This is a genomic window from Cellulomonas sp. Leaf395 (assembly GCF_001424125.1).
In the GTDB taxonomy this organism is placed as follows: domain Bacteria; phylum Actinomycetota; class Actinomycetes; order Actinomycetales; family Cellulomonadaceae; genus Cellulomonas.
Genome location: NZ_LMQI01000005.1, coordinates 425,597 through 449,732, shown reverse-complemented (window position 1 = coordinate 449,732; position 24,136 = coordinate 425,597). Strand labels below are relative to the sequence as shown.

Annotated in this window: 20 protein-coding genes; 4 read left to right on the top strand and 16 right to left on the bottom strand. The window is 71.6% G+C overall.

Translation table 11 applies throughout. The features are described from left to right. Window positions 1–15: 15 nt before the first annotated feature. The 6 genes from ruvX to ASG23_RS16630 all read right to left on the bottom strand — a co-directional run bounded on the left by ruvX (window position 16) and on the right by ASG23_RS16630 (window position 6,342). Window positions 16–582, bottom strand: coding sequence for a Holliday junction resolvase RuvX (gene ruvX / locus ASG23_RS16655; protein ID WP_056028492.1), 567 nt, complete (start codon window positions 580–582; stop codon window positions 16–18). Between the two features lies 1 nt (window position 583). Next, window positions 584–3,259 carry an alanine--tRNA ligase gene (gene alaS, locus ASG23_RS16650; RefSeq protein WP_056028489.1) on the bottom strand — a complete coding sequence of 892 codons (2,676 nt, stop codon included), beginning with the start codon at window positions 3,257–3,259 and terminating at the stop codon, window positions 584–586. Between the two features lie 51 nt (window positions 3,260–3,310). Then, entirely contained in the window at window positions 3,311–3,670 is a 360-nt protein-coding gene (locus ASG23_RS16645; protein WP_056027390.1) for a hypothetical protein, read from the bottom strand. Further along, window positions 3,670–4,038: a DUF948 domain-containing protein gene (locus ASG23_RS16640; RefSeq protein ID WP_056027388.1), complete on the bottom strand. Its 369-nt coding sequence runs from the start codon at window positions 4,036–4,038 to the stop codon at window positions 3,670–3,672. The genes ASG23_RS16645 and ASG23_RS16640 overlap by 1 nt, the downstream gene beginning before the upstream one ends. 110 nt (window positions 4,039–4,148) lie before the next feature. Beyond that, window positions 4,149–4,775 carry a 30S ribosomal protein S4 gene (gene rpsD / locus ASG23_RS16635; RefSeq protein ID WP_055914361.1) on the bottom strand — a complete coding sequence of 209 codons (627 nt, stop codon included), beginning with the start codon at window positions 4,773–4,775 and terminating at the stop codon, window positions 4,149–4,151. Between the two features lie 196 nt (window positions 4,776–4,971). Further along, complete coding sequence (locus ASG23_RS16630) at window positions 4,972–6,342, bottom strand: replication-associated recombination protein A (RefSeq protein WP_056027385.1); 1,371 nt, start codon at window positions 6,340–6,342, stop codon at window positions 4,972–4,974. 106 nt (window positions 6,343–6,448) lie between these two features. Between ASG23_RS16630 and ASG23_RS16625 the strand changes: the two genes are divergently transcribed. Next, window positions 6,449–8,692 carry an MMPL family transporter gene (locus ASG23_RS16625; RefSeq protein WP_056027382.1) on the top strand — a complete coding sequence of 748 codons (2,244 nt, stop codon included), beginning with the start codon at window positions 6,449–6,451 and terminating at the stop codon, window positions 8,690–8,692. A gap of 19 nt (window positions 8,693–8,711) precedes the next feature. On the opposite strand, the gene ASG23_RS16620 is transcribed toward ASG23_RS16625, so the two are convergent. From ASG23_RS16620 to ASG23_RS16600, 5 genes are all read right to left on the bottom strand, one after another. After that, complete coding sequence (locus ASG23_RS16620) at window positions 8,712–9,473, bottom strand: GNAT family N-acetyltransferase (protein WP_056027379.1); 762 nt, start codon at window positions 9,471–9,473, stop codon at window positions 8,712–8,714. Then, window positions 9,473–11,242, bottom strand: coding sequence for an aspartate--tRNA ligase (gene aspS / locus ASG23_RS16615; protein WP_056027376.1), 1,770 nt, complete (start codon window positions 11,240–11,242; stop codon window positions 9,473–9,475). Before aspS ends, ASG23_RS16620 begins: the two co-directional genes overlap by 1 nt. A 52-nt stretch (window positions 11,243–11,294) precedes the next feature. Next, window positions 11,295–11,969, bottom strand: a complete 675-nt coding sequence (locus tag ASG23_RS16610) for a hypothetical protein (protein WP_056027372.1) — start codon at window positions 11,967–11,969, stop codon at window positions 11,295–11,297. A gap of 126 nt (window positions 11,970–12,095) precedes the next feature. Then, on the bottom strand, window positions 12,096–13,169 hold the full coding sequence (locus ASG23_RS16605) for an Rv2578c family radical SAM protein (protein ID WP_056027369.1): 1,074 nt from the start codon (window positions 13,167–13,169) through the stop codon (window positions 12,096–12,098). Between the two features lie 51 nt (window positions 13,170–13,220). Next, entirely contained in the window at window positions 13,221–13,937 is a 717-nt protein-coding gene (locus ASG23_RS16600; RefSeq protein ID WP_056027366.1) for an MBL fold metallo-hydrolase, read from the bottom strand. A 162-nt stretch (window positions 13,938–14,099) separates the two neighbouring features. Here ASG23_RS16600 and ASG23_RS16595 point away from each other — a divergent pair, with 162 nt between their 5' ends. The 3 genes from ASG23_RS16595 (at window position 14,100) to ASG23_RS16585 (ending at window position 17,552) form a co-directional block, all read left to right on the top strand. After that, a complete protein-coding gene (locus tag ASG23_RS16595; protein WP_056027363.1) occupies window positions 14,100–14,867 on the top strand; it encodes a peptidylprolyl isomerase in 768 nt (255 codons plus the stop codon). Continuing rightward, window positions 14,864–16,882: a DUF349 domain-containing protein gene (locus ASG23_RS16590; protein ID WP_235521191.1), complete on the top strand. Its 2,019-nt coding sequence runs from the start codon at window positions 14,864–14,866 to the stop codon at window positions 16,880–16,882. The genes ASG23_RS16595 and ASG23_RS16590 overlap by 4 nt, the downstream gene beginning before the upstream one ends. 109 nt (window positions 16,883–16,991) lie before the next feature. Beyond that, window positions 16,992–17,552 carry a hypothetical protein gene (locus tag ASG23_RS16585; RefSeq protein ID WP_056027360.1) on the top strand — a complete coding sequence of 187 codons (561 nt, stop codon included), beginning with the start codon at window positions 16,992–16,994 and terminating at the stop codon, window positions 17,550–17,552. 3 nt (window positions 17,553–17,555) lie between these two features. On the opposite strand, the gene ASG23_RS16580 is transcribed toward ASG23_RS16585, so the two are convergent. The 5 genes from ASG23_RS16580 to yajC form a co-directional block, all read right to left on the bottom strand. Further along, complete coding sequence (locus ASG23_RS16580) at window positions 17,556–19,880, bottom strand: RelA/SpoT family protein (protein ID WP_056027354.1); 2,325 nt, start codon at window positions 19,878–19,880, stop codon at window positions 17,556–17,558. 80 nt (window positions 19,881–19,960) lie between these two features. Continuing rightward, window positions 19,961–20,539, bottom strand: coding sequence for an adenine phosphoribosyltransferase (locus tag ASG23_RS16575; RefSeq protein ID WP_056027351.1), 579 nt, complete (start codon window positions 20,537–20,539; stop codon window positions 19,961–19,963). Continuing rightward, window positions 20,536–21,627, bottom strand: a complete 1,092-nt coding sequence (gene secF, locus ASG23_RS16570; RefSeq protein WP_056027346.1) for a protein translocase subunit SecF — start codon at window positions 21,625–21,627, stop codon at window positions 20,536–20,538. Before secF ends, ASG23_RS16575 begins: the two co-directional genes overlap by 4 nt. After that, window positions 21,627–23,480 carry a protein translocase subunit SecD gene (gene secD, locus ASG23_RS16565; protein WP_235521189.1) on the bottom strand — a complete coding sequence of 618 codons (1,854 nt, stop codon included), beginning with the start codon at window positions 23,478–23,480 and terminating at the stop codon, window positions 21,627–21,629. The genes secF and secD overlap by 1 nt, the downstream gene beginning before the upstream one ends. Before the next feature lie 133 nt (window positions 23,481–23,613). After that, a complete protein-coding gene (gene yajC, locus ASG23_RS16560) occupies window positions 23,614–24,060 on the bottom strand; it encodes a preprotein translocase subunit YajC (RefSeq protein WP_235521187.1) in 447 nt (148 codons plus the stop codon). Window positions 24,061–24,136 lie beyond the last annotated feature (76 nt).

Genomic DNA, 24,136 nt, shown 5'->3' with positions numbered 1-24,136 from the left:
TTGGTCACGTGCGAGTCACTCCACCGTCGTCCGTGCGTCGCCCGCAGCCCCCCCGCGCGCCACTGGAGCATGCTGTGCTGGGTCGATCACGACCCGCTCACCGGGACGTCGTCCCGACGCACGCTCCGCGTCCAGCGCGGACTGCAAGATCACCACCGCGGCCGCCTGGTCGACGACCTGCCGGTGGCGGCGCCCGGATCGGCCGGACGCCTGCAGCGCGTGATGGGCGGACACCGTGCTCATCCGCTCGTCGACCAGCCGCACCGTGACCGGTGCGATGGCCTGCGCCAGTTGGACAGCGTACGCGCGCGCGGCGTCCGATGCCGAACCTTCGGCCCCCGACAGGTGAACCGGCAGCCCGACGTACACAACACCCACACGGCGTTCCTGCACCTCGCGCACCACCTGTGCGACGTCTGTGGGCAGGTGCCCCTTCTTGCTGGTCGCCCGCGCGAGGGTGGCGACCGGCGTGGCGATCAGGCCGTCCGGGTCGCTGCTGGCGAGCCCAACGCGAACCGTCCCGACGTCGACGGCGAGCCGTGCTCCTCGGACGACCTGACCCGGGTCGGGGGTCGCGCTCACCTCAGCTGCCCACCGCCGTCGCGACCGCCGCCAGGGCCTCGGCCAGCCGTCCGGGGTCGGTGCCACCGCCCTGCGCCAGGTCGTCCTTGCCGCCGCCGCCACCACCGAGGATGCCGGAGGCGGTGCGCACGAGCGCTCCTGCGCGCACACCTCGCTCCCGCGCCGCCGCGTTGGTCGCGACGACCACGACCGGCCGCCCCTTGCTGACGCCGCCGATCGCGACGACCGCCGGCGCCGCCTCGCCGAGCCGCGAGCGGACGTCGAGCACCAGCGTGCGCAGCTCGTCGCCGCCGACATCGCCCGCGTCGTGCGTCACGACCCGGGTCTCCCCCACCGTCTGCGCCGCGCCCGCCAGCGAGCCTGCCTGCGCGAGCAGGGTGGCCTGCCGCAGCGCCGCGAGCTCCTTCTCGGACTCCTTGAGCTTGGTCAGGAGGGACGACACCCGGTCCGTGAGGTCGTCAGGACGGGCCCCGAGCAGGCCGGACAGCTGACCGACGAGCGCGCGCTCCTTCGCCTGGTACCCGTACGCACCCTCGCCGACGAGCGCGTCGACGCGGCGCACACCCGAGCCGATGGAGGCCTCTCCGAGGAGGGTGACGAGGCCGAGCTCGCCCGAGCGCTTGACGTGGGTGCCCGCGCACAGCTCGCGCGACCAGTCGCCCCCGATCGAGACGACCCGCACCTCGTTCCCGTACTTCTCGCCGAACAGCGCCATCGCCCCGAGCGCACGCGCCTCGGCGATCGGCATCGTCTGCTCGGTGACGTCGAGGTCGTCCTGCAGGCGGGTGTTGACGCGTTCCTCGATCTCGCCGAGCACACCGGTGGGGACCGCGGAGCCGGAGCGGAAGTCGAACCGGATCCGGCTCGGCGCGTTCTCCGAGCCTGCCTGCGTCGCTGTGTCGCCCAGCGACTCGCGCAGCGCCTTGTGCACCATGTGCGTCGCGGTGTGGGCACGCGCGATGGCGCGCCGACGGTCGATGTCGATGGTGGCGGTCCCGGACTCACCGAACGTCGCGGTGCCGTCGACCAGCCGGCCGTGGTGCACCGACAGACCCTTGACGGGTGCCTGCACGTCGTCGACCTCGATGCGCGCCCCGCCGTCGAGCACGATCACGCCGGTGTCCGCCAGCTGCCCACCCGACTCCGCGTAGAAGGGCGTCACGTCGAGCACGACCTCGACGTCCGCCGGAGCCGTCGCTGCGGGCGCGGGCACGCCGTCGACCAGCAGGCCGACCACGCGCGAGCGCGAGGTCGCGTCGGTGTAGCCGACGAACTGGACCGGCTTGGTGTCGTCGCTGCTCAGCGTGCCGTGCAGCTCCTGGTACGCCGCCGTGTCCGCGCGGCCCGTCCGCTTCGCCAGAGCGTCCGCGCGCGCCCGGTCCCGCTGCTCCTTCATGAGCGTGCGGAACGCGGTCTCGTCGACGGCCACACCCTGCTCGGCCGCCATCTCGAGCGTGAGGTCGATCGGGAAGCCGAAGGTGTCGTGCAGCTGGAACGCGTGCGACCCCGAGAGCACGGAGATCGCCTGCTTCTTCATCGCCTGGACGGCCGTGTCGAGGATCGTCGTGCCCGCCGCGAGCGTGCGTCGGAACGTCTCCTCCTCCGAGTACGCCACCTGGCTGATCTTCTCGAAGTTCACCGCGAGCTCCGGGTAGGACGGGCTCATCGCGTCCCTGCTCAACGGCAGCAGGGTGGGCAGCGCGAGGTCCTCGACCCCGAGCAGCCGCATCGCGCGGATCGAGCGGCGCAGCAGTCGGCGCAGCACGTAGCCGCGGCCCTCGTTCGAGGGCGTCACGCCGTCGCCGATGAGCATGAGCGCGCTGCGCACGTGGTCGGCGACGACCCGCATCCGGACGTCGTCCTGGTGCGACGCGCCGTACCGCTTGCCGGACAGCTCCTGCGCGCCCTGGATGACGGGGAACACCTCGTCGATCTCGTACAGGTTGTCGACGCCCTGCAGCAGGTACGCGACCCGCTCGAGGCCCATGCCGGTGTCGATGTTCTTCTGCTTGAGCTCCCCGAGGATCGGGAAGTTCTCCTTGCCGCCGCCGTCACCGCGCTCGTACTGCATGAAGACGAGGTTCCAGATCTCGAGGTAACGGTCCTCGTCGACCACCGGGCCGCCCTCCGCGCCGTACTGCGGGCCGCGGTCGACGTAGATCTCCGAGCACGGGCCCGAAGGACCGCGCGCGCCCGTCGACCAGAAGTTGTCCTTCCACCCGCGGCGCTGGATGCGCTCGTCCGGCAGGCCGGCGATCTCCTTCCAGAGGTCCGCCGCCTCGTCGTCGTCGTGGAAGACGGTCACCCAGATGGTGTCGGGGTCGAACCCGAAGCCGCCGGTCTCGCGCGAGCCGGTGACCAGCTTCCAGGCGTGGGTGATCGCGCCGTGCTTGAAGTAGTCCCCGAACGAGAAGTTGCCGTTCATCTGGAAGAACGTGCCGTGCCGGGTGGTCTTGCCGACCTCCTCGATATCGAGGGTCCGCACGCACTTCTGCACGCTGGTCGCGCGCGGCCACGGCGCGGGCTCACCCAGCATGTACGGGATGAACGGCACCATCCCGGCGATGACGAACAGGGTCGACGGGTCCGGCGAGATCAGCGAGGCCGAGGGCACGACGGCGTGGCCGTTCCCCTCGAAGTAGTCGAGCCAGCGCTGGCGGATCTCGGCGGTACGCATCGTGTCCTCGTCGTCCATCTGTCGTGTTCGGGTGGTGCCTGCGGTGGTGGGTCAGTAGAAGGTGTAGCCGTCGTCGTCGTCGGGGTCCTCGGTGGGGCTGCGGGTCCAGTCCTCACCGTGGCGGGCCGACCAAGCGCTGCGCAGGTTCGCCACCCGCTCCGGACGTTCGGCCCGCAGCGCCTCGACGTCGACGTCGCCCACGAGGTCGTGCCGCAGCTCCTGCTCACGCTGGGCCATCGCGGCGAGGAACTCCGTCTTCAGCGTGGCGAGCGCGTGCGAGACCCGCTGGGCACCGTCGATCGCGTCGGTCGTCCCCGCGGGCAGGTAGGTCTCCACAACCTTGCGCCCCTTGCGGACCACGACGACAGTCAGGACGACCCCGATCGCGAGCCAGGTGAGCCGGCGTCCCATCATCGGCTCCGGCGTGCGCTCGCCGCGAGACCCGACAGCGCCGTGCGCACGCCGTACGAGAAGGCGGCCGCCTTGATCATCGGCCCGCCGACGGTCGCGGCGAACAGCGACGTGAGCGCCGAGACGTTCTCCGAGACCTGGGCCGCGGCGGTGGTGACGGTGTCGATGTTCTCCAGCTGGGTGTTCGACGACGCGACCAGCGTGGCGGTCTCGTCGAGCACCGGGACCGTGTGGTCGGTGATCTCCTTGACCGAGGTCCGTGTCTCGTCCAGCACCCGCCCGAGCTTGATCAGCGGCACCGCCAAGAAGCCCACGAGCAGTACGAACGCGAGCGCGGCGATCAGTCCCGCGACGTCACCCACCGACATGTCCAGCCTCCTGGTTCTGGGGTCGTCGACCCCGCCGAAACCCTACCCGCCCCGGATGCACGAACGCCCCGCAGCGCAGTGCGCGGCGGGGCGTCCGAGAGACGGTCAGATCAGCGGGCGTAGTACTCGACGACCAGCTGGACCTCGCACGTCACGGGGATCTCCGCGCGCTTCGGAGCTCGGACCAGGACGGAGCTGAGCTTCTCCAGCTGCACGTCGAGGTAGCCCGGGACGTTCGGGAGGACGTCGCGGTGCGCACCGGCGGCGGCGACCTGGAACGGCACGGTGGCCTGGCTCTTCGGCTTGACCTGGAGCGTCTGGCCCGGCTTCACGCGGAAGGAGGGACGGTCCACGATCTTGCCGTCGACGAGCATGTGACGGTGCACGACGACCTGGCGGGCCTGCAGGATGGTGCGGGCGAAGCCGGAGCGCAGGACGAGAGCGTCAAGGCGGGTCTCGAGGTTCTCGACGAGCGCCTCACCCGTCAGGCCCGGGGCCTTGCGGGCGTCCTCGTACGCACGAGCCATCTGCTTCTCGCGCAGCGCGTACTGGGCGCGCAGACGCTGCTTCTCCCGCAGACGGACGGCGTAGTCCGACTCGGTGCGACGACGCGCACGGCCGTGCTCGCCGGGGGGGTACGGCCGCTTCTCGAAGTGCTTGACTGCCTTGGGCGTCAGCGCGAGGCCGAGGGCGCGGGAAAGGCGCACCTGGCGACGCGAGCGGGTCACGCTGCTCACAGAGTTACTTCCTGTCGTTGTAGACGTCACACCCGATGACGGAGATGTTCCGATGGGCGTGGGGCCGACCGTGGATGCGTCGCGTCTGTTCTCGACGCTGGCTAAGGCCCCAGGTGGCCGTCAGCGGGGGCATGCAAGCACACCCGTCCCGCGGACGACGTCGACACTCTACCGTGCAGACCGGGCATTCCCCGAATCAGGTGGTGCCGTCGAGGATCGTGCGGATGCGGTCCAGGCGGTCGGTGACCTGGCGCTCGTAGCCGCGGTCGCTCGGCTCGTAGTAGCGCGTGCCCGCGAGCTCGTCGGGCAGGTACTGCTGGCCCGCGACGGCGTGCGGCGCGTCGTGCGCGTACACGTACCTGGCGCCGTGACCCAGCTGCTTCGCGCCCGGGTAGTGCGCGTCGCGCAGGTGGGCCGGCACGGAGCCGATCCGGCCGGCGCGGACGTCGGCGAGCGCCCGGTCGATCCCGAGGTACGCGGCGTTCGACTTCGGCGCGGTCGCCAGGTGCACCACGGCTTCCGCGAGGATGATCCGGGCCTCCGGCATACCGATCAGGGCCACCGCCTGCGCGGCGGCCACCGCCGTCTGCAGGGCGCTCGGGTCCGCCATCCCCACGTCCTCGGCGGCGGCGATGACGATCCGGCGGGCGATGAACCGCGGGTCCTCCCCCGCCGCGATCATCCGCGCGAGGTAGTGCAGGGACGCGTCGACGTCGGAACCGCGCATCGACTTGATGAACGCGCTGATGACGTCGTAGTGCTGGTCCCCGTCCCGGTCGTAGCGCACGGCCGCGACGTCGATGGCCCGCTCCATCGTCGTGAGGTCCACCAGGACGGGCGGGACCGCACCCTCCTCGGAGAGGGCGGACCCGGCGGCCGCCTCGAGGATGGTCAGCGCCTTGCGCGCGTCCCCGCCCGCCAGCCGCAGCAGGTGCTCCTCCGCGTCCTCGGTCAGCGCGATCGAGCCGTCCAGCCCGCGCTCGTCCTCCACCGCGCGACGGACCAGGCGACGGACGTCGTCCGTGTCGAGCGGCTGAAGCGTGAGCAGCAGGGACCGTGACAGGAGTGGCGAGTTCACGGAGAACGACGGGTTCTCCGTGGTGGCGGCGACCAGCGTGACCCAGCGGTTCTCCACGCTGGGCAGCAGCGCGTCCTGCTGGGCCTTGGTGAACCGGTGGACCTCGTCGATGAACAGGACGGTCTCGGTGCCGTCCGTGGCCAGGCGGCGACGCGCGTCCTCGATCACCGCGCGCACGTCCTTGACACCGGCCGTGACCGCCGACAGCTCGACGAACCGACGTCCGGACGTCGCGGCGATCAGGTACGCGAGGGTGGTCTTGCCCGTGCCGGGCGGTCCCCAGAGCACGACCGAGGTGGGCGCGGCCCGGCGTGCGGCCTCGTTGGCCGGCTCGACCAGCCGCCGCAGCGGTGAGCCACCGACGAGCAGGTGCTCCTGGCCGGCCACCTCGCCCAGGTCGCGCGGCCGCATGCGGACGGCGAGCGGGGCGCCGGCCCCGACCGCGGGCAGCCCGGAGGCCGTGGACGTCACCGCATCGAACAGGTCCATGCGGGCAGGGTACGCAGAGACGCCGACGTCCGACGCAGCCTGGTGACGGCACCGTGGCACGCCACCGTGTGCCAACGTGTGCGAGACCCCCGCTCCACCTGCGACGATGACCCGCGTGTTCGCCCGAGTAGGTCGCGCAGTTGCCCACCATCCCCGCCTCACCGTCGTGGCGTGGCTGCTCTTCGCCGTGCTCGGCTACGGGCTGGCCGTCCTGGGGGTGCACGGGGAGAACCTGTTCGAGCGCCTGAGCACCGGCGCTCCCGGCGTTCCCGGGTCCGAGAGCTCCGAAGCCTTCGCCATCCTCGACGAGGCCGACGACAGCGGTCCGTCCCTGACCCTCGTCCTCGATAACGTCGACCCGGCCGACCCCGACGTCGCCACGGCCCTCGCGCCTGCCCGGGAGGACCTCGTCGCCATCGACGGTGTCGTCTCGGTGATCGATCCCCTCGCGCTGCCGGACGGCGCTGCCAACCCGGCCGCCGCGCCCCTGGTCGCCCAGGACGGCGACGGCTTCCTCGTGGTGGTCGAGCTCGCACCGGACCTGCCGGAGGCGGAGCAGGAGGTGGCGCTCGACGAGGTCGAGACGCGACTGCTCGAGATCCCGGCAGACCTCGAGGACGTCGCCCCCGGGGTGACCGGCATCGTCGGGGGGACCACCCTGATCGTCGAGGCGATCACGGACCAGGTGGAGACGGACCTGCGCACGGGCGAGACCATCGCCCTGCCGATCGCGCTGCTCATCATGATCCTCGTCTTCGGCGGCTTCCTCGCCGCCGGGATGCCGATGGTCGGTGCGGTCGCGTCGATCGCCGGCGGACTCGCTGCGCTCCTCGGCTTCTCCTACGTGCTCGACCTCGACTCGTCCGTCGTCAACATCGTGACCGTGCTCGGCCTCGGGCTCTCGATCGACTGGGGGCTGCTGATGGTGTCGCGGTTCCGCGAGGAGCTGCACCACCTGGTCGACGACGACGGGGGCGCCGGGAGCCGGAGGCGGCGCGGAGACGGCGCGGTCCTCACCGCGATCGAGCGCACCATGGCGACCGCGGGTCGCACGGTGACCTTCTCCGCGCTCATCGTCGCCATCTCGATCGCCGGGCTGCTCGTCTTCGAGGCTCCGATCCTGCGGGCGTTCGGCGCAGCCGGTGTTGCGGTCATCGTGGTGGCGGTCGCGACGGCACTGACGCTCGTCCCCGCCCTCCTGGTGCTCGCCGGGCGGCGGATGATCCGGCCGAGCATCCTTGCGCGCATCCCCGGGCTCCGCGGCATCCTCGCGCGGACCGCCGACGTGCAGACCGAGGAAGGGACCTTCTCCCGCCTCGCTGCGCGGGTGCAGCGCCGGCCGTGGACCGTGCTGCTCGCCTGCCTCGCGGTGCTCGGCATCCTCGCGCTCCCGCTGGCACACCTCGAGATGCGCAACTCGACCACCGAGCTCCTGCCGGCAGGCAGTGCACAGCGCGAGTTCGTCGACACGCTCGCCAGCGACTACCCCGCCGCCACCACCCCCGCGATCACCGTCGTCGCGCAGACGTCGCTCGACGAGGCGACGGCGTGGGCCGCGACTCTGGAGGATCTCGACGGTGTGGCGTCCGTCGACCCGCCGTCCGCGGTGGACTCCTACGTGGTGATCGGGGTCAGGCCCGACACCGACGACCCGGGCGACGCCGTGGCACGGGACGTCGTCCATCAGATCCGCGCCCTCGACGCCCCGTTCCCCACCTGGGTCACCGGTCAGGCGGCGTCCCAGATCGACTTCACCGCCGCCATCGTCGAGCGGGCGCCGTGGGCGATCGGGATCGTCGCCGTCGCGTGCCTCGTCCTGCTGTTCCTCATGACCGGCTCCGTCGTCGTGCCGGTCAAGGCGCTGCTCACCAACGTGATCTCGCTGGCGGCGTCGCTGGGCGTCCTGGTCTGGGTCTTCCAGGATGGGCACCTGTCCGGCGTGCTGAACTTCACGCCGACCGGCGGCATCGAGACGTACGTCATCGCGCTGGTGATCGCCTTCGGGTTCGGGCTGGCCATGGACTACGAGGTGTTCCTGCTCTCGCGGATCAAGGAGCTGGTCGACGAGGGTGTGCCCAACGACCGTGCCGTCCGGCTCGGGCTACAGCGGTCCGGCCGGATCATCACCTCGGCTGCGCTCATCGTCATCGTGGTGTTCGCCGGCTTCGTCGCCGGAGAGCTGCTGGTGATCAAGGAGGTCGGCTTCTCGCTGGCCGTCGCCGTGCTGATCGACGCGACGCTGGTGCGGATGCTCCTGGTCCCCGCGACCATGACCTTGCTCGGGCGCGCCAACTGGTGGGCGCCGCCCTTCCTGCGACGCGCCTACGCCCGCATGGCGATCACCCACTGAGACAGCCTGGCCCGGTGGATCAGGCCGGCGGGCGCTGCGTCCCCGGCGGCGAGAACGACGACATCTCCGCGTCGGTCCGGAAGCCCAGCCGACGGTAGATCCGGCGAGCAGCGTCGTTCTGCGCGTACATCCCCAGGGACACCCACGAGGCCCCGTCGGCGAGGGCCGCGCGGGTGAGGGCCGCCGTCAGGGCTGTCCCCGCCCCGGTCCGCCGCAGGGTCGGCAGGACGCCGAGACCGTGCACGTGCCAGGACCTGCCGTCGCCCTCGGCGCCACGGGCGACCGCACCGACGACCCCGGCGAGCTGTCCGTCCGCGTGCACACCCCACCAGCCGAGCTCGTCGGGTCCGGCAGGGTCGGCCGAGGTCTCCGGGTTCGACGCCCGAAGGCACGAACGGATGCTGTCCGCGTCTCCCACCGGGTCGAGCCGGCACACCTGCGCCTCTCCCGGGACGTGCGCCGGCAGCCCTGCCCCGGTCGAGAGCCAGTCCCACGCGGAGAACGGGACGAGGCCGAGGCCGTCCAGGACGCCCGGCTGCGGCCTGCACCCCCGCGGCACGCTCATCCACCGGGCAGGCCCGACGTCCGCGCCGGCGACCACCCGGTCGACGGTCGCGGGATCGCCGAGCCCGAGGACGCTCGGACGCTCCGGCCCGCCGATCAGCAGCACCACGCCGTCGTCGTCGCCGAGCAACTGGACCGCGTCCCAGCGGATGCGGTCGCCCAGGATCATCCGGTGCTCCCGCCAGCGGGGCGGGAGCAGCTCGAGCACGTCCGCCATCAGGCCTCGGGTGCGGCCTTCGGCTTGGCGTCCACGCCGGCCTCGCGCCGCTGCTCGGGCGTGATCGGGCCGGGCGCGGCCGTGAGCGGGTCGTACCCGCCGCCCGACTTCGGGAAGGCGATGACGTCGCGGATCGACTCCGAGCCCGTCAGGAGGGCAAGGATCCGGTCCCACCCGAACGCGATGCCACCGTGCGGCGGCGCACCGAACTGGAAGGCGTTGAGCAGGAAGCCGAACTTCTCCTGCGCCTCGTCCGGCCCGATGCCCATGACGTCGAACACGCGCTCCTGGACGTCCCTGCGGTGGATACGGATGGAGCCGCCACCGATCTCGTTGCCGTTGCAGACGATGTCGTACGCATAGGCCAGCGCGGCGCCCGGGTCCTGCTCGAACGTGTCGATCCACTCCGGCGTCGGGGACGTGAACGCGTGGTGCACGGCTGTCCACGCTCCCCCGCCGACCGCCACGTCGTCGTCCTCGCCTGTGGGCTTGAACAGCGGGGCGTCGACCACCCAGACGAACTTCCACTCGTTCTCGTCGATCAGCCCGCCGCGGCGACCGATCTCGAGGCGGGCAGCCCCGAGCAGCGCACGTGCGTCGTTGACCGGCCCGGCCGCGAAGAACACGGCGTCACCGGGGCTCGCGCCGACGGCGGCCACGAGACCGGCGCGCTCGGACTCGGAGAGGTTCTTGGCCACGGGGCCGCCCAGCTCGCCGTCCTCGCCGACCGTGACGTACGCAAGGCCCTTGGCGCCGCGCTGCTTGGCCCACTCCTGCCACGCGTCGAACCCGCGTCGAGGCGTCGAGCCGCCTCCGGGCTGCACGACAGCGCCGACGTAGGGGGCCTGGAAGACGCGGAACGGCGTCTGGGAGAAGTAGGACGTCAGCTCGACCAGCTCGAGCCCGAACCGCAGGTCCGGCTTGTCGTTGCCGTAGCGCGCCATGGATTCCGCGAACGTGATGCGCGGGATCGGCGTCGGGACCGTCACGCCGATGAGGTCCCACAGGGCGACGAGGATCTGCTCGCCGAGAGCGATGACGTCGTCCTGCTCGACGAAGCTCATCTCGACGTCCAGCTGCGTGAACTCCGGCTGACGGTCGGCGCGGAAGTCCTCGTCCCGGTAGCAGCGGGCGATCTGGTAGTACCGCTCGAGCCCACCGACCATGAGCAGCTGCTTGAACAGCTGCGGCGACTGCGGGAGCGCGTACCAGGACCCGGGCGACAGGCGCGCGGGCACGAGGAAGTCACGGGCTCCCTCGGGCGTCGAGCGCGTGAGGGTCGGGGTCTCGACCTCGACGAAGTCCTGCGCGTCGAGCACCCGGCGCGCAGCCTGGTTCGCCTTGGCGCGCAGGCGCATCGCGCGAGCCGGCGCGGGCCTGCGCAGGTCCAGGTAGCGGTACTTAAGGCGAGCCTCCTCACCCACGGCCTCGTCGAGCGACGACGAGACCTGGAACGGCAGCGGCTCGGACTCGTTGAGCACGACGACCTGGGCGGCGACGAGCTCGACCTCGCCGGTGGCCAGGTTCGGGTTCTCGTTGCCCGCGGGCCGACGACCCACCTCGCCCGTCACCTGCAGCACGTACTCCGCGCGCAGCCCGTGCGCGACAGCCTCGTCGCGGACGACGACCTGCGCGATGCCCGAGGCGTCCCGCAGGTCCACGAACGCGACCCCACCGTGATCGCGACGCCGGTCCACCCAGCCCGTGAGGGTGACGGTGGTACCGATGTGCTCGGCTCGCAGCGAGCCGGCCGTGTGGGTGCGGAGCACGGAAGATCCTTCGGGTTCGGGGGTGGGGCGCCCTGCGGACGCCCGCACGATCTTAGTGCCCGGTCTGCGTGCGGCCCGCCGACAATTCGATGATCGTCCGCACGCGCGTCACGGTCGGTGCCGTCGGCACCGAGGAGAATCCGAACCGCACTGCAGGCACGACGGGCGCCACGGCGCCGAGGTCGGCCGACCCCCAGAGAGCTCGGACCGCGGTGATCGCGTGCTGGTCGCTGGCGACGTACCACTCGCGCCTGCCCTGGCCCGCGGTTCCGCGGGTACGGACGCCGTCGAGGAACAGGCGTGCGAGCGGATCGGCGGCGCCGGCGACGAGCGGTGCGACGGCATCGTGGCGGGGCAGCGCGACGAGCAGGCGTCCGAGGCGCGTGCGCGAACCGAGTGCGAGATCCGCCGTCAGCGGGCCGGCGCGCAGGCGCCACCGTCGTCGCTCTTCGTCCGCGCGCAGCCCGACCGGAACCACGTGCACCGCGTCGAACGCATAGGTGCCGGCCACGAGGTCTGCGACGTCGTCGCTGGGAGCCAGCAGCACGCGCAGCCCGTCGGCGCGCTCGACCATCACGTCGGTGAAGGAGCCGAGCGGCGACGTCCGCCACCGCCCCACGACGATCCGCGTGCCCTCGGTGGTGCCGAACCCCGCGATGTGCCCGTCGAACGTGACGCGGCGGGGCGCGGCGCTCCCCGCGTGCTCGGTGCCGGTCGGGCTCGTCATCTCTCGTGTCACACCTCGTGCCGGAGGGACCCGCGGGTGGCGGGACGGGCTGCAGGGCGACGGTCGAGAAGGCCCCACGCGGTTCATCGTCCAGGCTTCGAGCAGGTTCCGCCGCCCGGCGGAGTCTCAGAAGAGAACAGGCTGTGCCGCCGCGACCGTCGGCTCGAGCACCGTCAGCCCGGCCGAGGCGAGGCTCCCGGCGGGGTAGGAGCCCTCCCCAGGAGTCTCGTACCGGCCGGCACGGTGGCCCGCCCGGTCGGCGAAGCCGTGCCGCACGAGCAGCGGACGGACCCGCTCGTCGAGCCATCGCACGTACTCGCGCGGCGCGTACGCACCCCGCCCGTACAGCACCTCGTACCGGCGGACGAGCGCGGGCGCGTGGTCGCGCAGCCAGGCAAGGAAGAGCGGCTTCACCGGTCCCCGCAGGTGCAGCGGAAGGACCGTCACGCCGGTCGCTCCGGCGTCAGCGAGGTCGCGCAGCAGGGAGTCGAGATGCGCCCGGTCGTCGGTCAGCCACGGCAGCACCGGAGCAACCATCACCCCGCACGGCAGCCCCGCCTCCCGCACCGCACGGATGAGGTCGAGCCGAGCCCGGGGCGTCGGTGTCCCTGGCTCCACGGCCTGCTGCAGCGTCTCGTCCCGGATCGCCAGCGAGACGCCGATCCCGACCGGAACGGCACGCGCGACCTCCGCGAGGAGCGGCAGGTCGCGACGCAGCAGCGTGCCCTTGGTGAGGATGGACAGGGGCGTGCCGCTGTGCGCGAGCGACTCGATGATCCCCGGCATGAACCGGTACCGACCCTCGACCCGTTGGTACGGGTCGGTGTTGGTGCCGAGCGCGACGTGCTCCTGCTTCCACGACGGCCGTGCCAGCTCCGCGCGCAGGACGTCGACGACGTTCGTCTTCACCACGATCTGCGTCTCGAAGTCCCGACCGGCGTCCATCTCCAGGTACTCGTGCGTCGGCCGGGCAAAGCAGTAGGTGCATGCGTGGAGGCATCCCCTCGTCGGGTTCACCGTCCAGCGGAAGGGCATCCGCGACGCCTCGGGCACCTTGTTCAGCGCACTGCGGCACACGACTTCGTGGAACGTCACTCCGGCGAACTCGGGCGTCCGGACACTGCGCAGCAGCCCGGCGAGCGCCAGCCCGGGCAGCGCCGCCGTGTCGTCCGTGCCCAGCTTCTGCGCATCCCATCGCATGCCGACATGCGAACATGTGTTCGAACGTATGTCAAGCCGCCACGACAGAGGTCAGGGCGGCGCGAGGTACGGGTTGTGGGCCAACTCGGTCGCGATGTCGGTGGTGGGCCCGTGTCCGGGAACCACGACGGTGTCGGCCGGCAGCGTCGCGACGACCTCCCGCAGCGTTCTCTGCATCGTCGCGTGGTGCCCGCCCGGCAGGTCCGTGCGACCCACCGAGCCCGCGAACAGGACGTCCCCCGTGAACGCGAGCGACCCCAGCAGGTAGAGCGTCGACCCTTCCGTGTGCCCCGGCGCGTGCCGGGCGACGATCCGCAAGCTGCCGAGCTCGAGCACCGTGTCGGCCGAGCGGACGTCGTCGACGGCCCCGAACGGCTCGACCCGCTGTGGGGCCACGTAGCCCGTCGGGTCGATCCCCGTCGCGGCCAGCGCCTGTGCGAGCGGCCCCGAAGGGTCGTGCGTCGGGCGCCCCGCGAAGCCGAGGAGCCCGAGCGTGCCGAACGGGTCCGCGAGCCGGTAGACGTCGGCGGCGTGCAGGACGACGGGCACGTCGAGCGCGGCGGACAGCCGACCGGCGTCCCACGTGTGGTCGACGTGACCGTGCGTGGCCAGCACGGCGGCCGGACGCAGCTCCCGCTGCGCGACGAGTGCCAGGACGTCGTCGGTGACCCCGGCGCCTGCGTCGATGACGACGCACGACCCGTCGTCGTCGAGCAGGACGGAGCACCTGGCACCGAAGACCGCGGACACGACCGTGACGACCTGCATGAGACGCACGGTAGCCGTCGGGCGTGTCCGGACTGTGATGTCGCACGGCGCCGCCGCTGGTGGCCCGTCGCCAAGCCTTGCCTAGACTGTCCCGGGTCCCCTTCATGCAGTGCGGCTGGCGGACGACCAGCCGCACCGCACGACGACGCGAGGAGCGTGTGCGTGTCCACCAAGAGCGAGCGTGAGTACGAGCGCCGCCGATACGAGAAGTGGCAGGAGCGCCAGACCAAGGCGCGCGCCCGCCGCCACCGCCAGCGTGTCATCGCCGGCAGCATCGTCGCCGCCCTCGTCCTCACCACCGGTGTCGTCGCCGCGCTCGCCCTCACCGACGACGACGAGCCCGCCGCGACGCCCACGCCGTCCGCCACCGTCCAGGCGAACTCGGCCGACGTGCCCGACCCGGCGCTCGCAGAGAACCGCACCTGGACCGGCCAGATCGCGCTCACCCAGGGCGACCTCGGCATCGAGCTCGACGGCGCTGCTGCCCCGCAGGCCGTCGCCAACTTCGTCACGCTCGCCGGTGAGGGCTACTTCGACACGACGAAGTGCCACCGACTGACGCAGGAGGGCATCTTCGTCCTCCAGTGCGGCGACCCGACTGCGCTCGGCACCGTCGACCCGACCACGGGCGGCACCGGCGGGCCCGGCTACACGTGGGGCCCGATCGAGAACGCACCGGCCGACGGCGTGTACCCGGCGGGCACGATCGCCATGGCACGCACCGGCAACGACGGCAGCTCGATGGGCAGCCAGTTCTTCCTCGTCTTCCAGGACTCACCTATTCCCGCAGACACTGCGGGTGGCTACACCGTGTTCGGCCACATCACGTCCGGCATGGACGTGCTGCAGGCCATCGCCGACGCGGGCACCATCGAAGGGACCCAGGTCCCGGTGTCCGACGTCATCATCGAGGGAGTGAACATCCAGTGACGCAGACCCCGACGTCCGGTCCCGTACCCGACGACACCGTGCCGGCAGCAGACGCCGAGCGGCTCGAGGCACCTGCCGTGCCCGACGAGGTCGAGGCAGCGGCTCCCGAGACGGTCACGGAGGACGCTCCCCCGGTCGACACGCCCGAGGACGCCGCAGCGCTCGACGCGGCACCCGCGGACGACACGCCCGTCGACGTCCCGACAGACGACGCACCCGTCAACGTTCAGGCAGACGACGCACCCGTCGATGTTCCGGCCGAGGACGCATCCGGCGATGCTCCGGCCGACGATGCCGTCGCCGTCGCGGCGGCCGACGACACGTCCGAGCCGGTCAGCGATCCCGAACCGGCAGCGGCGGACGTGGCGGCAGCACCGGAGCCGGTGAGCGAGGCCGGACCCGCAGCGGCGGACGTGGCGGCAGCACCGGAGCCGGTGAGCGAGGCCGGACCCGCAGCGGCGGACGTGGCGGCGGCACCGGACCCGGCAGCAGCCGACGCAATCACGGAGCCGGAGCCCGCCACCGCGGAGCCGGAACCCGCCACCGCCGACACCACGACGGACCCTGAGTCCGCCCCGGCCGACGCCACGACGGAGCCGGAGCCGACCCCCGCGGCGAGTCCCGTGCCGATGCCCTCGTCCGCTCGCCCGGTTCCGCGCCCGCGCCCGGTCCCGCACCCGCCGGCCCACCCCACGCCGACGACGATCGCCGCCGCCGCTCCGGCCGCGCCGGTCGCACCTCCGCAGGATGCCGCGGAGGCGGCGCACGCCGCGACGTTCGGCAGCGTCGACGACGAGGGCAACGTCTCGGTGCGCGAGGCCGCGGGTGAGCGGGTCGTGGGTCAGTATCCCGGCGCGACCACCGAGGATGCGCTCGCGCTCTACGTGCGTCGTTTCCTCGACCTGCAGGCGAAGGTCACGCTGTTCGAGGCACGCCTCGCCGCTACGGACCTGTCGGTCAAGGAGATCGACCAGACCCTGGCCAAGCTGACGGACGAGGTGGCCGAGCCCGCCGCGGTCGGTGACCTGGACGGGCTGCGTTCCCGTCTCGAGGCGCTGCGCGCGACCGCCGCGGAGCGTCGAGCCGTCGCCGAGGCCGAGCGGGCCGCGGCGCGGGAGGCTGCAGTGGCCGCCCGGACCGAGATCGTCGAGCAGGCCGAGAAGATCGCCTCGACCGACCCGTCGCGCATCCAGTGGCGTCCCGCGGGCGAGCAGCTGCGCCTCCTGCTCGACCAGTGGAAGGAAGCGCAGCGCACCGGCCCGCGCCTCGACCGGCCGACGGAGGAGTCGCTCTGGAAGCGGTTCAGCCACGCGCGCACGACGTTCGACCGCGAACGTCGCCACTTCTTCGCCGAGCTGGAGTCGCGCAACGCGTCCGCCAAGCAGGTCAAGGAGAACCTGGTCACCGAGGCCGAGCGGCTGCAGTCCAGCACCGACTGGGGTGCCACCGCCGGGGTGTTCCGCGACCTGATGGCGCAGTGGAAGGCCGCCGGGCGGGCGAGCCGGGCCGACGACGACGCCCTGTGGGCCCGCTTCCGTGCGGCGCAGGACGCGTTCTTCGCGGCCCGTGACGCCCAGTCGGCCGCGACCGACGAGGAGTTCCGCGCCAACCTCGAGGTCAAGGAGGCACTGCTGGTCGAGGCGGAGGCGCTCCTTCCCGTGACCGACCTGGCCGCGGCCAAGTCGGCGCTGCACCGGATCCAGGACCGCTGGGAGGCCGCCGGCAAGGTCCCGCGCGCCGACGTCCAGCGCATCGAGGGCCGGCTTCGGGCCGTCGAGACCGCGATCCGGGACACCGACCAGGCCCAGTGGCGACGCACCAACCCCGAGACGCGTGCGCGCGCCGAGGGGGCTGCGGCGCAGCTCGAGCAGGCGATCGCGGGGCTCGAGGCCGACCTCGACCGTGCCAAGGCCGCGGGCGACGCCCGCAAGATCGCCGACGCGCAGGCCGCTCTCGACGCCCGTCGTGCCTGGCTCGAGCAGGTGCAGCGCGCCGCGCAGGACGCGCGCGGCTGACGGACCTCGTCGACCGTCCGAGGCCCTCGCCCCTGCGGCGGGGGCCTCGTCCGTCCACAGATCCAGCCACGCGCCGCTGGGTTGCCTGTCCGAGCGTCATGCTGCTCCGGTGAGCAGCCGCCTCGACGAGTTCCGCGCGACCGTCCCGGCCCTCCCCCGCACAGTGAGCCGCGACGACGTCGGCGCCGCCGCGTGGTTCGGCCTGCTGCGCGACGGGGTCGTCCGCCTCGTCTGGGGGGACGTCGCCATCGCCGCGGATCTCGTCGACACCCCCGATGTACGCGCGATCGCGCTCGCTCCTCTGGTCCCTGCCCGGGGCGTGATCGGTCGTCGGACCGCCGCCTGGGTGCACACTGGCCGCTTCCCGCCGGTCCGGGTCGAGGTGCTGGTCCGGACGGGCGAGCGCCGGGCCGACCCGCACCCCGCCCGTGTCGCCGCAGAAGCGGACCTGTCACCGGCGGACGTGGTGCGCGTCGGCGCGCACCGGGCCACGTCGGTCCAGCGCACCGGCATCGACATCGCACGGATGCTTTCGGCCGCCGAAGCTTTACCGACCCTGCGGGCGCTGCAAGACGTCGGCTTCGAGCCCACCCGCGCGTTGGCCGTGCTGGCCGAGCTGCGCGGACACCGCGGGATACGTCAGGCTCACGCCACGCTGCAGGACCTGTGACGGTCAGGCGCGGATCGCCGGCTCCTCGGCCGCCTTGGACCCCGTGATGCGGTAGACGTCGAACACTCCCTCGACCTTGCGCACCGCGGCCAGGACGGAGGCGAGGTGCCCCGGCTCGGCCATCTCGAACACGAACCGCGAGAGCGCGACCCGGTCACGCGACGTCGAGACCGACGCCGAGAGGATGTTCACGTGCGAGTCGGACAGCACGCGCGTGACGTCCGAGAGCAGACGGCTACGGTCCAGCGCCTCGACCTGGATCTGCACGAGGAACAGCGACGTGCTGTTGTGGCTCCAGGCGACGTCGACCATGCGCTCCGGCTCCGAGCGGAGGCTCGTCACGTTGATGCAGTCGCTGCGGTGCACGCTTACCCCTGCACCGCGCGTCACAAAGCCGACGATGTCGTCACCCGGGACCGGCGTGCAGCACTTGGCCAGCTTCACCCAGATGTCGTCCACGCCCTTGACCACGACGCCGGGATCGCCCGTGCGGACCCGCCGCTGCGTCTGGCCCGGCCGGGCAACCTCGGCGAGGTCCTCCTCGGCCGCCGGCTCCCCACCCATCGACTGCACGAGACGCTGCACGACCGTGCCGGCCGACACCTGCCCCTCGCCGATCGCTGCGTACAGCGCCGAGACGTCCGCGTAGCGCATCTCGTTGGCGAGAGCCACGAGGGACTCGTGCGAGAGGAGGCGCTGGATGGGCAGGTTCTGCTTGCGCATCGCCTTGGCGATGGCGTCCTTGCCGTGCTCGATCGCCTCTTCGCGACGCTCCTTGGAGAACCATTGGCGGATCTTGTTGCGCGCACGAGGGCTCTTGACGAACCCGAGCCAGTCGCGTGACGGGCCCGCAGTCTCGGACTTCGACGTGAAGACGTCGACCACGTCGCCGTTCTCGAGCGACGAGTCCAGCGGCACCAGGCGTCCGTTGACCCGGGCGCCCATCGTGCGGTGGCCCACCTCGGTGTGCACCGCGTACGCGAAGTCGACGGGGGTCGAGCCGGACGGCAGCCCGATCACGTCGCCCTTCGGCGTGAAGACGTAGACCTCGGACCCGGCGATCTCGAACCGCAGCGAGTCGAGGAACTCGCTCGGGTCGGCCGTCTCCTTCTGCCAGTCGACCAGCTGCCGCAGCCACTGCATGTCGTTGCCGGCGGAGTCCTTGTCCGTCGTCCCCGCGTTCTTCGCGCTCTCCTTGTACTTCCAGTGCGCGGCGACGCCGTACTCGGCGCGGCGGTGCATGTCGTGCGTGCGGATCTGGATCTCGACCGGCTTGCCGCCGGGTCCGATCACCGTCGTGTGCAACGACTGGTACAGGTTGAACTTGGGCATCGCGATGTAGTCCTTGAACCGCCCCGGCACCGGGTTCCACCGCGCGTGCAGCGCACCGAGCGCCGCGTAGCAGTCCCGCACCGAGTCGACCAGGACACGGACCCCGACCAGGTCGTAGATGTCCGCGAAGTCGCGGCCGCGCACGATCATCTTCTGGTAGATCGAGTAGTAGTGCTTCGGCCGACCGGTCACCGTCGCGCGGATCTTGGCCTTGCCCAGGTCTGCACCGACCTGCTCCCGCACCGTCGCGAGGTACTCCTCACGGGCCGGCGCCCGCTCGGCCACCAGGTGCACGATCTCGTCGTAGACCTTGGGGTAGAGGGTCGCGAACGACAGGTCCTCCAGCTCCCACTTGATCGTGTTCATGCCGAGGCGGTGTGCCAGCGGAGCGTAGATCTCGAGCGTCTCGCGCGCCTTCTTCTCCGCGGACGCCGCCGCGACGAACTTCCAGGTCCGGGCGTTGTGCAGGCGGTCCGCGAGCTTGATGACCAGCACCCGGATGTCCCGGGACATGGCGACGACCATCTTGCGCACGGTCTCGGCCTGCGCCGCGTCGCCGTAGGTGACCTTGTCCAGCTTGGTCACGCCGTCGACCAGCATCGCGATCTCGGGGCCGAACTCGCGACGCAGCTGGTCGAGCGAGTAGTCGGTGTCCTCGACGGTGTCGTGCAGCAGCGCGGCAGCGAGCGTCGACGGGGTCATACCCAGCTCGGCCAGGATCGTCGCGACGGCAACGGGGTGCGTGATGTACGGGTCGCCGCTCTTGCGCAGCTGACCGCGGTGCGCCTTCTCGGCCACCACGTAGGCCTGCTCGACCACCGCGAGGTCGGCCTTGGGGTGGTTGGTGCGCGCGGCCTGCAGGACGGGCTCGATCGCCGGGAACGCGGCACCGCTGCGGGCGCCGAAGCGGCCCAGGCGCGAGCGCATGCGACTCGACGGGGAGTCGCTCTGCGCCGGCGTGAGACCGGTGTCGGGCGTGCGGACGTCTTCGCTCATCACACCCCCTCCCACGGTCGAGGCGACAGTCTACGACCGAGTGCGTGCCGACACGGTCACGAGCCCAACGAGAGGGCTGGTCAGGGCACCGAGAGCAGCACGTCGATCGCGCGGTCCGTCAGCAGCTCACGCCCTCCGAGCGACTCGAGCTCCACCAGGAAGGACAGGCCGATCACCTCGGCTCCGCACCGCTCGAGCAGCGCCACGGTGGCGGCAGCCGTGCCGCCGGTCGCCAGCACGTCGTCGATCACGAGGACCCGTGCGCCCGCAGGAACGGTCGAGGGGTGGATCTCGATGGTCGCCGTGCCGTACTCGAGCTCGTAGGACTGCGCCGCGGTCGGACCCGGCAGCTTGCCCGCCTTGCGCACCGGCAGCACGCCGGCCCCGAGCGCCACGGCGACCGGAGCGGCGAGCAGGAAGCCCCGCGCCTCCATCCCCGCGACGAGGTCGACGGGGCCGTCGACGCGTCCGGCGATCTCGGCGATCACGTCCGCGAAGGCAGCAGCATCCGCCAGCAGGGGCATGATGTCGCGGAACAGGATTCCCGGCTGCGGATAGTCCGGCACCAGTCGGACGAGCTCGTCGATCCGCCGCAGAACCTCCGCACGCGCTGTGGGGGCGCCCGGGAGCACCTCCGCAGCGCCGTCCGGAAACGTCATCGCTTGCGCTTCGGCTGCGCGGCGTTGCCCTGGTGAGCGCCCGGCTTGAGCGCGCCGACCGCCACGCGCACGTCTCCTGCAGAGACCAGCTCGTCCTCGCCAGCGGCCGCGCGCGCCGCCCGGGCGTCCAGGACCTTCTTGGTGTGCTCGCGGATCGCGGGCTCACGCTGCCGCAGCACCACCTCGAACGGCGTCGCCAGGAAGACCGACGAGAAGGTGCCGATCAGCATGCCGACGAACAGGGCGAGCGCGATGTCCCGCAGTGTGCCGGCGCCGAGGAGGAACGCCCCGACGAACAGGATCGCGCCCACGGGGAGCAGCGCGACCACCGAGGTGTTGATCGAGCGCACCAGCGTCTGGTTGACCGCGAGGTTTGCCTTCTCCGCGTAGGTGTACCGCGTCTGCGTGAGCGTGTCCGCGGTGTTCTCGCGCACCTTGTCGAAGACGACGACGGTGTCGTAGATCGAGTACCCGAGGATGGTGAGGAAGCCGATCACCGTCGCCGGCGTGACCTCCCAGCCGATGGCGGCATACACGCCGACGGTGATGAGCAGGTCGTGGAAGAGCGCGATGAGCGCCGCAGCAGCCATCCGCCAGTTGCGGAAGTAGATCGTCATGACGACAGTCGCCAGCAGGAGGAACACCACGATGCCGGTGAGCGCCTTCTGCGAGATGTCCTTGCCCCACGACGGCCCGATGAACGAGCTGGTGACGTTGGTCACCGGCACGTCGTACGCCTCCGCGAGGGCGTTCTTGACCTCGGTCACCTCGTCGTTGGTGAGCGTCGACGTCTGGATGCGCAGCGACTCGTTACCGACCGTCGTGACCTTCGGCTGCTCGTCGGGCGCGACCGCGGTGACCGTCTCGATCGCGAGCTGCTGGTCGGTGTCGGAGACCCCGGACACGACGAACTCGGAGCCGCCACGGAACTCGATGCCGGGGTTGAGACCTGGCTTGATGAGGAAGATCGCGGACAGGATCACGAGGATCGTCGAGATCGTGAACCAGATCTTGCGGCGGCCGACGATGTCGTACGACCGACGGCCGGTGTAGAGGTCGTTGCCCCACTGGGCGAATCCGGAGGCCATCAGTGCTCGTTCCCCTCGGTGCGCCCGGACTCGGGCTCGGACTCCTGCGTGGGTGCGTCGACTGGTGAGTCGGTCGTCGCGGCCTTCTGCTCCGCGGCACGCGCGGCGGCGCGGCGCTCCGCGATGGTCAACCCGGCGGCGCCCCCTCCGACGGCCACCGGCACCCGCGGTGTCGGCTCGTCCTCGACGACGGCGTCCTCGACTGGCGCGTCCTCGACCCCGGAGGGTCGCGGACCGTGGACGACGCGGCCACGCCCGACGTACCTGGACTCCGGCGCTCCGAGGCGCCGCGGGTCCAGACCGGAGAGCCGGTGACCCTGGCCGAAGAACTTCGTCCGGGCGATGAGCTGCATGATCGGGTGCGTGAACATGAAGACCACGAGCACGTCGATCAGGGTGGTCAGACCGAGCGTGAACGCGAAGCCGCGGACGCTGCCGACGGCGAGCACGTAGAGCACGATCGCGGCCAGGAAGTTGACGGCGTCGGAGGCCAGGATGGTCCGGCGCGCCCGCTCCCAGCCACGGTCGACGGCTGCGACGAGCGTGCGACCCTCGCGCAGCTCGTCACGGATGCGTTCGAAGTACACGATGAACGAGTCGGCGGTGATACCGATGGCGACGATCAGTCCGGCGACGCCGGGCAGCGAGAGCCGGTAGCCCTGCAGCCACGACAGCAGCGTGATGACGCTGTACGTGAGGACACCGGCGACGATGAGCGATGCCACCGTCACCAGGCCGAGGGCCCGGTACTGGAAGAGCGAGTAGACGACGACGAGTCCGAGGCCGATGAGGCCGGCGAGCAGGCCCATCCGCAGCTGCTCGGAGCCCAGGGTCGCGGAGATCTGCTCCTCGCTCTCGACCGTGAACGTCATCGGGAGCGAACCGAAGTTCAGCTGGTTGGCCAGGCTCGCCGCGGACTCTCGCGTGAACGTGCCCGAGATCTCCGCCTTGCCGTCCGCGATGATCACGCCGGAGTCGAGGCTCGGAGCCGAGATCACGAGCCCGTCGAGCACCATCGCGAACTGGTTCTGCGGCGGCGTCGCGGCCAGACCCTGCAGACGCGTGGTCACGTCCGTGAACTCGGTGGTGCCCTGGTTGTCGAACGCGATGTTGACGACCCACTTGTTGCCCTGACCGCCGCTGGGCAGCTGGTTCAGGCCGGAGGTGGCGCTGGAGATCCGCGCGCCCTCGATCTCGACCGGACCAAGGATGTACTTCGCGCTGCCGTCCTGGCCGCACGTGACGAAGGCCTTGTCCGGGTCCCCGTTGACGCCACCCGTGAGGTTGGCCGGGTCCGTGCAGTCCAGGGCGTCGAACTCCGCCTGGACGGCGGGGGTGATGTAGTACGCGGTGTCGCTCGGGTTGTCCGGTGCAGCCTTGGTCGGCTCGTCCGACGGCTCCTCCGCCGCAGCGGTCGGCGTCGGGGTCGGGGCCGGCGCTGCCGGGTCCGTCGCGGCAGCCGACTCGGTCGGCTCCGGCGTCGGCGTGGTGTCCGTCGGCGTCGGGTTCCCCATGGCCAGCACCGGCCGGAACGCCATCTGCGCGGAGGTCCGGACCAGCTCGAGGGTCTCCTCGCTCGGGTTGCCGGGGAGTGCCACGACGATCTTGCCGCCGCTCTGGCTCGTGATCTCCGCCTCGGCGACACCCGAGGAGTCGACCCGCTGGCGGATGACGTCGATCGCCTGCGCGATCGTCTCCGAGGAGATGTCCTCACCGTTCTCCGCGACCGGCGTCAGGATGATCTGCGTGCCACCCTCGAGGTCGAGTGCGAGGTTCGGCGTCCAGGAAGCGTCGGACCACTTAGTCCCCGCAGCGATGGTGCCGAGCAGCGCGAAGATGATGAGGCCGAGCACGACGAGCGTGCGGACAGGCCTCTGACGGCGTGTAGGAGGAGCCAACGGAGTTCTTCTCTCGTGCGCGCACCGGCCGCGCAGGGGACCGGTGGGGTCGAGGTCCGGGCGTCGTCACCCGGACCGAACGGTCTGTCTACTTGGTGTCCGGCTCCCCGTCCTTGCGGGCGGGCGGGAGCGAGGACAGGTCGTCCGGGACGTCGATGACGTCGTCGTTCGCGCGGCTGATGCGGTCGGCATCGGTCACCACTGCGTCCCGCTGGTCGAGGTCGTCGAGCTCGTCGACCTCGTCGTCGAGGTCGGCGTCGTCCTCGACGTCGTCGATCTCCTCGACCGGGGGGTCGATCTTCTTGGCGATCGCGGCCCGGATCCAGCGCGTGTGCGCGCCAGGGCTCGACTCGAGGGTGATGACGTCGTCCTCGACGGCCACGACCGTGCCCAGCAGGCCCGACGCTGTCATGACCTCGTCACCGGGGACGAGGTTGTTCCGGAACTCCTGCGCCACGCGCTGCTGCTTGCGGGTACGGCTCGACATGAGCCAGAGGGCGCCCAGGGCGATGGCCAGGATGAGGAAGAGTTCCACAGCGGTACGGCTCCGATCGGGTGGTGTGTCCGCCGCAGTCTAGGCCCGGCGGCTCGCCGCTCCAACGCATGGACCC

Coding starts and splice junctions, on each gene's coding strand:
- ASG23_RS16610 (WP_056027372.1), bottom strand. CDS start 11,969: ATGACGAGCCCGACCGGCACCGAGCACGCGGGGAGCGCCGCGCCCCGC.
- ASG23_RS16620 (WP_056027379.1), bottom strand. CDS start 9,473: ATGGCGGACGTGCTCGAGCTGCTCCCGCCCCGCTGGCGGGAGCACCGG.
- secF (WP_056027346.1), bottom strand. CDS start 21,627: ATGGCCTCCGGATTCGCCCAGTGGGGCAACGACCTCTACACCGGCCGT.
- ASG23_RS16640 (WP_056027388.1), bottom strand. CDS start 4,038: ATGTCGGTGGGTGACGTCGCGGGACTGATCGCCGCGCTCGCGTTCGTA.
- ASG23_RS16580 (WP_056027354.1), bottom strand. CDS start 19,880: ATGAGCGAAGACGTCCGCACGCCCGACACCGGTCTCACGCCGGCGCAG.
- ASG23_RS16630 (WP_056027385.1), bottom strand. CDS start 6,342: ATGGACCTGTTCGATGCGGTGACGTCCACGGCCTCCGGGCTGCCCGCG.
- ASG23_RS16605 (WP_056027369.1), bottom strand. CDS start 13,169: ATGCGATGGGATGCGCAGAAGCTGGGCACGGACGACACGGCGGCGCTG.
- alaS (WP_056028489.1), bottom strand. CDS start 3,259: ATGCGTACCGCCGAGATCCGCCAGCGCTGGCTCGACTACTTCGAGGGG.
- ASG23_RS16625 (WP_056027382.1), top strand. CDS start 6,449: ATGACCCGCGTGTTCGCCCGAGTAGGTCGCGCAGTTGCCCACCATCCC.
- ASG23_RS16575 (WP_056027351.1), bottom strand. CDS start 20,539: ATGACGTTTCCGGACGGCGCTGCGGAGGTGCTCCCGGGCGCCCCCACA.
- ASG23_RS16645 (WP_056027390.1), bottom strand. CDS start 3,670: ATGGGACGCCGGCTCACCTGGCTCGCGATCGGGGTCGTCCTGACTGTC.
- ASG23_RS16600 (WP_056027366.1), bottom strand. CDS start 13,937: ATGCAGGTCGTCACGGTCGTGTCCGCGGTCTTCGGTGCCAGGTGCTCC.